The 6,709-nt window shown below is 66.4% G+C and carries 4 protein-coding genes and 1 pseudogene; all 5 read left to right on the top strand.

Going from position 1 to position 6,709, the window contains the following annotated elements; translation table 11 throughout:
* On the top strand, positions 1 to 1,311 hold a 1,311-nt coding region (locus VET27_RS19820), incomplete at its 5' end, for an NAD(P)H-quinone dehydrogenase (protein WP_526521206.1).
* Positions 1,312 to 1,369: 58 nt separating this feature from the next.
* Positions 1,370 to 3,115, top strand: a complete 1,746-nt coding sequence (locus VET27_RS19815) for a glycerol-3-phosphate dehydrogenase/oxidase (RefSeq protein WP_526521204.1) — start codon at positions 1,370 to 1,372, stop codon at positions 3,113 to 3,115.
* Positions 3,112 to 3,990 (top strand): pseudouridine synthase, encoded by an 879-nt coding sequence (locus tag VET27_RS19810; protein ID WP_526521202.1) that lies wholly within the window; start codon positions 3,112 to 3,114, stop codon positions 3,988 to 3,990. The genes VET27_RS19815 and VET27_RS19810 overlap by 4 nt, the downstream gene beginning before the upstream one ends.
* 83 nt (positions 3,991 to 4,073) lie before the next feature.
* Positions 4,074 to 6,488, top strand: a complete 2,415-nt coding sequence (locus tag VET27_RS19805; protein WP_526521200.1) for an arylsulfatase — start codon at positions 4,074 to 4,076, stop codon at positions 6,486 to 6,488.
* A 39-nt stretch (positions 6,489 to 6,527) separates the two neighbouring features.
* Positions 6,528 to 6,709: pseudogene (locus VET27_RS19800) on the top strand (DUF1330 domain-containing protein); the annotation flags it as partial.

The following is a 6,709-nucleotide window of genomic DNA, read 5'->3' as shown; positions in this document are numbered from 1 at the left end:
TCGGACGGCATCGGCGGCGCGTGCGTGCTCTGGGATTGCGTGCCGTCCAAGACGTTCATCGCATCGACCGGCGTGCGCACCGAGCTGCGCCGCGCCGACGGGCTGGGCTTCGACATCAAGATCGAGGACGCCAAGATCTCGCTGCCGCAGATCCACAACCGCGTGAAGACACTGGCGCGGTCACAATCCGCTGACATCGGCTCCAACCTCTTGCGGGAGAATGTCACGATCGTGCACGGCCGTGGCGAGCTGGTCGACGACATTCCCGGCATGGCGCACCACCGTGTGAAGGTCACCACATCCGACGGCAAGGTCGGCGTGCTCAAGGCCGACGTCGTGTTGATAGCCACCGGTGCGCGCCCCCGGGTTCTCCCGAACGCCATGCCCGACGCCAACCGCATTCTGAACTGGCGTCAGCTCTATGACCTGACCGAGCTTCCCGCACATCTCGTCATCGTCGGCTCGGGTGTGACGGGTGCCGAGTTCTGCAACGCCTACACGGAGCTGGGCGTCAAGGTCACCGTGGTGGCCAGCCGCGACCAGATCCTGCCGCACGAGGACTCCGATGCCGCCGCGGTGCTGGAGGAGGCGTTCGCCGAACGCGGTGTGAAGCTGGTCAAGAATGCGCGCGCGGACACCGTCACCCGCACCTCGGACGGCGTCGTGGTCGCATTGGCCGACGGGCGCACGGTCGAGGGCAGCCACGCCCTGATGACCGTCGGGTCGGTCCCCAACACCGAAGGGCTCGGGCTCGAGAAGGTAGGCATCGACCTCGGCCCTGGCAATTACCTTGCGGTGGACCGTGTCTCGCGGACGTCGGCATCGGGCATCTATGCCGCGGGCGATTGCACCGGGCTCTTGCCCCTGGCGTCGGTGGCCGCCATGCAGGGCCGCATCGCGATGTACCACGCGCTCGGCGAGGGGGTGTCGCCCATCCGGCTGCGCACGGTTGCCGCCGCCGTCTTCACCCACCCCGAGATCGCTGCGGTGGGCGTGCCGCAGACGGCGATCGACAACGGCACCGTGCCCGCACGCACGATCATGCTGCCGCTGACCACCAACGCCCGCGCCAAGATGTCACTGCTGCGCCGGGGCTTCGTCAAGATCTTCTGTCGCCCGGCCACCGGCGTCGTCATCGGTGGCGTCGTCGTCGCGCCGATCGCCTCCGAACTGATCCTGCCGATCGCGCTGGCGGTGCAGAACCGAATCTCCGTGACGGACCTCGCGCAGACGTTGTCGGTGTATCCGTCGCTATCCGGTTCGACGGTCGAGGCTGCCCGCCGGTTGATGGCCCACGACGATTTGGACTGAAGCCAAGTAGGCTCGGAGTCGTAACGCCTGCCGACGAGTAACAAGAGGAGTCCCTGGCGTGAGTGACCCGATACCCGGTCCGGGCAACGGGCAGACCCTTCTTGGCCCCGAATGGCGTGCCCAGGCTTGGGAACGCCTGGGCAGCGAGCAGTTCGACGTCGTCGTCATCGGCGGTGGTGTCGTCGGCGCCGGCGCGGCGCTCGATGCCGCCACCCGCGGCCTCAAGGTGGCGCTCGTCGAGGCTCGCGACTTCGCGTCCGGCACGTCGAGCCGGTCCTCGAAGATGTTCCACGGCGGCCTCCGTTACCTCGAGCAACTCGAGTTCGGGCTCGTCCGCGAGGCCCTGCACGAGCGCGAACTGTCGCTGACGACGTTGGCGCCCCACCTCGTCAAGCCGCTGCCGTTCCTGTTCCCCCTGACCAAGCGGTTGTGGGAGCGGCCCTACGTGGCGGCAGGCATCTTCCTCTACGACCAACTGGGTGGCGCGAAATCCGTTCCTGCGCAGAAGCACTTGCTCAAGGCCGGTGCTCTGCGCCTGGCGCCGGGGCTCAAGCGGAGTTCGCTGATCGGTGGTATCCGCTACTACGACACCGTGGTCGACGACGCCCGGCATACCATGATGGTGGCGCGCACCGCAGCGCATTACGGCGCAGTGGTGCGGACCTCCACGCAGGTGGTTGCGTTGTTGCGTGAAGGGGACCGGGTGACGGGCGTGCGGGTGCGCGACTCCGAGGACGGTGCGGTCACCGACGTCCGCGGGCACGTGGTCGTCAATGCCACCGGCGTCTGGACCGATGAGATCCAAGCTCTATCGAAGCAGCGCGGACGCTTTCGCGTGCGGGCGTCCAAGGGTGTCCACGTCGTGGTGCCTCGCGACCGCATAGTCAGTGAAGTGGCGATCATCCTGCGGACCGAGAAGTCGGTGCTGTTCGTCATTCCGTGGGGCACGCACTGGATCATCGGCACGACCGACACCGACTGGAACCTCGATCTGGCGCACCCCGCGGCCACCAAGGCCGACATCGACTACATCCTCGAGACGGTCAACACCGTGCTGGCCACACCGCTGAACCACGACGACATCGACGGCGTCTACGCAGGCCTGCGGCCGCTGCTGGCCGGTGAGAGCGAGGAGACCTCGAAGCTGTCGCGCGAGCACGCCGTGGCGACGCCGTCGCCGGGTCTGGTCGCGATCGCCGGGGGCAAGTACACGACCTATCGGGTGATGGGCGAGGACGCCATCGACGCGGCCAGTGTGTTCGTCCCGACCAGGGTGGCGCCGTCGATCACCGAGAAGGTGCCGCTCATGGGCGCCGACGGGTACTTCGCCCTGATCAACCAGACCGAACACGTCGGCGCGCACTACAACCTGCACCCATATCGCGTACGGCATCTGCTGGACCGCTACGGTTCGCTCATCGGCGAGGTGCTCGCGATGGCCGAGGGACGTCCAGAGTTGTTGACTCCCATCACCGAAGCACCCGTGTATCTGAAGGTCGAGGCGTGGTACGCGGCGGCAGCCGAGGGTGCCCTGCATCTGGAGGACATCCTGGCGCGACGGATGCGGATCGCGATCGAGTACCCGCACCGTGGGGTTGACTGCGCGCGAGAGGTTGCCGAAGTCGTTGCCCCCGTACTTGGTTGGAGCGCCGAGGACGTCGACCGCGAGGTGGCCACCTACCTGTCGCGCGTCGAGGCCGAAGTGCTGTCGCAGACTCAGCCCGACGACGAGTCGGCCGACGCGTTGCGCGTTGCGGCTCCCGAGGCGCGGGCCGAGATCCTCGAGCCGGTGCCCTTGACTTGAGGCGTCCTGCGCCGCTGCCCGACCGCGATGGCATTGGGCCTGCGCGGGTGCGGTTGCGAGGCGGGCACGTCCTTGCCGAGCTGACCGAGCGGTTCGGGTCCGAGGCTGGTGCGAAAGTGCTTGCCGGAGAGGTGGTCTGCGCCGACGGCACCGTCGTCACCGTAGAGACGGTGCTGCCCGACGGCGCGTACGTGTACCTCTACCGAGCGCTGCCGATCGAAGCCGTCGTCCCCTTTGAGATCCCGATCCTTCACCGCGACGACGACATCGTCGTGGTCGACAAGCCGCACTTCCTGGCCACCATGCCGCGCGGTGGCCACGTCGCGCAGACCGCGTTGGTGAAACTCCGGCGTTCATTGAAGCTTCCGGAGTTGTCACCGGCCCACCGACTGGACCGGCTGACGGCGGGAGTGCTGCTGTTCACCGCGCGCCGCGAGGTGCGTGGCGCATACCAGAGCGCGTTCGCCCGAGCGGAGGTGCACAAGACGTACCTGGCGCGCGCGGACGATGCTCCGAGGCTCGAGCTGCCCACTGTGCTTCGAAGTCGAATCATCAAGCGGCGCGGTCATTTGCAGGCTGTCGAGGAGCCTGGGGAGCCCAATGCGGAGACGTTTGTCGAACACCTTGGTGGTGGGCACTATCGCCTGACGCCGAAGACCGGTCGCACCCACCAGCTGCGGGTGCACATGGCGTCGATCGGGCTGCCGCTCGTCAACGACCCGTTGTATCCGAGCGTGATCGACGTGGCATCCGACGATTTCTCCCGGCCGCTGCAGCTGCTCGCACACACGCTGGCGTTCGACGACCCACTCAGCGGCCAGCGCCGGGAGTTCGTCAGCGAGCGCACGCTGTCGCCGCACGGAGGTGACCTTTGACTCTGGGCTGACGGCGCGACCTCGTGGAGGCTTGGGTTTGGTCGCCGATACCCTTCGGCACTTCGTCTTGTGAGGAGATCGTCATGACCGAGTTCAGTCCAGACCGAACCACGCTGCCGATCGCCGATCGCGCGTTCGGCGGCGTGGCCGGACGTACGGTGGCCGAGTCGACGGGCGACTGGTCCATTGCCGCTGGAGTCACGGCCCCCGACAACTCGCCGAACGTCCTGCTCGTCCTGATCGACGACGCAGGCTTCGGTGGCCCGGACGCCTTCGGCGGAGCAATCAGTACGCCGACGCTGCGTCGAGTGGCCGAAAATGGACTGACCTACAACCGCTTTCACGTCACCGCGGTGTGTTCACCAACGCGGGCGGCGCTGCTGACGGGGCGCAACCATCACCGTGTCGGCTTCGGTTCGATCGCCGAATATCCAGGTCCGTTCCCTGGTTACAGCGCCTGCCTGCCGCGCAGTTGCGCTTCGCTGCCGCGCGTCCTACGTGACAATGGCTATGTGACAGGCGGTTTCGGTAAATGGCATCTGACCCCGGACAACGTCCAGGGTGCCGCGGGCCCGTTCGACCGTTGGCCGCAGGCCTGGGGTTTCGACCACTGGTGGGGATTCTTGTCCGGCGCCGCCGGCCAGTACGACCCGATCATCACCCAGGACAATGGCGTCATCGGGGTGCCGGACAGCCCTCGAGCGGACGGCAATCCGTATTACTTTCCCGACGATCTCACCGACAAGGCGGTCGAGTGGCTGAACGCGGTGCGCGCCCAGGACAGCACGAAGCCGTGGATGATGTACTACTCCACCGGCGCAACTCACGCCCCGCACCACGTGTTCAAGGAGTGGGCCGATAAGTACAAGGGCAAGTTCGACGAGGGCTGGGACGTCTACCGCGAGAAGACGCTTGACCGACAAAAGCATCTGGGCATCGTTCCGCCCGACACCGAACTGACGGCGCGCCCCGATATCTTTCCGGCCTGGGTCGGCCTGACCGACGCAGAGAAGAAGTTGTACGCCCGCCAGATGGAGGTATTCGCCGGCTTCTCGGAGAACGCCGACTGGAACGTCGGCCGACTGCTGGACGCGGTCGACGACCTCGGCGAACGCGACAACACCCTGGTCATCTACATCTGGGGCGACAATGGCGCAAGCATGGAAGGCACCATCACCGGGTCCTTCAACGAAATGACGTTCCTCAACGGCGTCGTGCTCGACCCCGAGCACCAGCTGAAGCTCATCGAGCAATACGGCGGCATCGAGGAACTGGGCGGCGAGCACACCGCGCCGCACTTCGCGGCGGCCTGGGCGCACGCCAACAACACCCCGTTCCAATGGGGCAAGCAAATGGCCAGCCACCTCGGCGGCACCCGCGATCCGATGGTCGTCAGCTGGCCCGGTCACATCACGCCCGACGCCACGCCGCGCACCCAGTTCGCCCACTGCATCGATGTTGCGCCGACAGTGCTCGAGCTCATCGGGCTGCCGGTTCCGACCAGCGTGGACGGCATCGATCAGGAACCGATGGACGGCACCAGTTTCGCCCACACCTTCGACGACGCGCGTGCCGAAGAGCGCCACAACGTTCAGTACTTCGAGATGTTCGGCAGTCGCGCCATCTACTCCGACGGCTGGTGGGCGTGCACGCGGCTGGACAAGGCGCCGTGGGACTTCTCGCCGCAGACCATCGCACGCTTTGCGCCGGGCATTTACGACCCCGATGACGACGTGTGGGAGCTGTACTACCTGCCCGACGACTTCTCCCAGGCGCACGACCTCGCCGCCGAAAACCCCAACAAGGTGGCCGAGCTGGTGGCGCTGTGGTGGGATGAGGCCGAACGCAACCGGGCGCTGCCGTTGCTTGGTGGGATGGCGGTGTTCTTCGGCCTGCTGCCGCCGCTGCCGACGGACACGCGCTTCGCATTCAAGGGCGGTGTCCAGAACATCCAGCGGGGCATGGCGCCACGCATCCAGGGCCGCTCGTATGCGATCGAGGCGCGGATCACCGTTCCCGATACCGGCGCCGAGGGTGTGATCGTCGCCAACGCCGATTTCATCGGCGGGTACGCACTCTGGGTCGACGAGCAGCGACGGCTCAATCACACCTACTCGTTCCTCGGCGTCGAGACGTACCGTCAGGTCTCCGACACGGCCATCCCGACGGGCGACGTGACCGTACGGATGCTGTTCGAATCTGATTCCCCAACACCAGGATCCGGCGGAACGGTCACGCTGTCGGCAAATGGCGAGCAGATCGGTGCTGGTGCCTTGGCCAAGACGGTGCCCATCGCATTCACCTCGTATGCGGGCATGGACATCGGACGCGACAACGGCCTCGTGGTGGACCGCGACTACGAGGACAAAGCCCCGTATGCGTTCACCGGAACCGTCAAAGAGGTCGTCTTCGACCTCCAGCCCGTTCATCATGAAGCCGAGAAGGCGCTGCACGAACACGCGGCCATCCAGGCCGTCGGGCAGGGTGCGGCCGGTTGACCGGGCGCCGCTGCCATACCGATGTGTCGAGGATGAGCGATGACTGACCCGGTGGACAAGCGGCCGACTCAGCTGGCTGCTTTGAAGGCGTTGCCAGCCGATGCCCCGGTCGTGATGATCAACCTGCTCAAGTTCAACGAAGGTGGGGGGCGGGAGAGCTACCTGCAGTACCTCCGCGAGGTCGCGGCACATCTGGCGCGTGTCGGAGGCACCGTCCGCTA

The organism is Mycobacterium sp., from assembly GCF_035633495.1.
Taxonomy (GTDB): Bacteria; Actinomycetota; Actinomycetes; order Mycobacteriales; family Mycobacteriaceae; genus Mycobacterium.
Note: the sequence above shows the minus strand (reverse complement) of the source record. Positions and strands in the feature narration are given on the sequence as shown.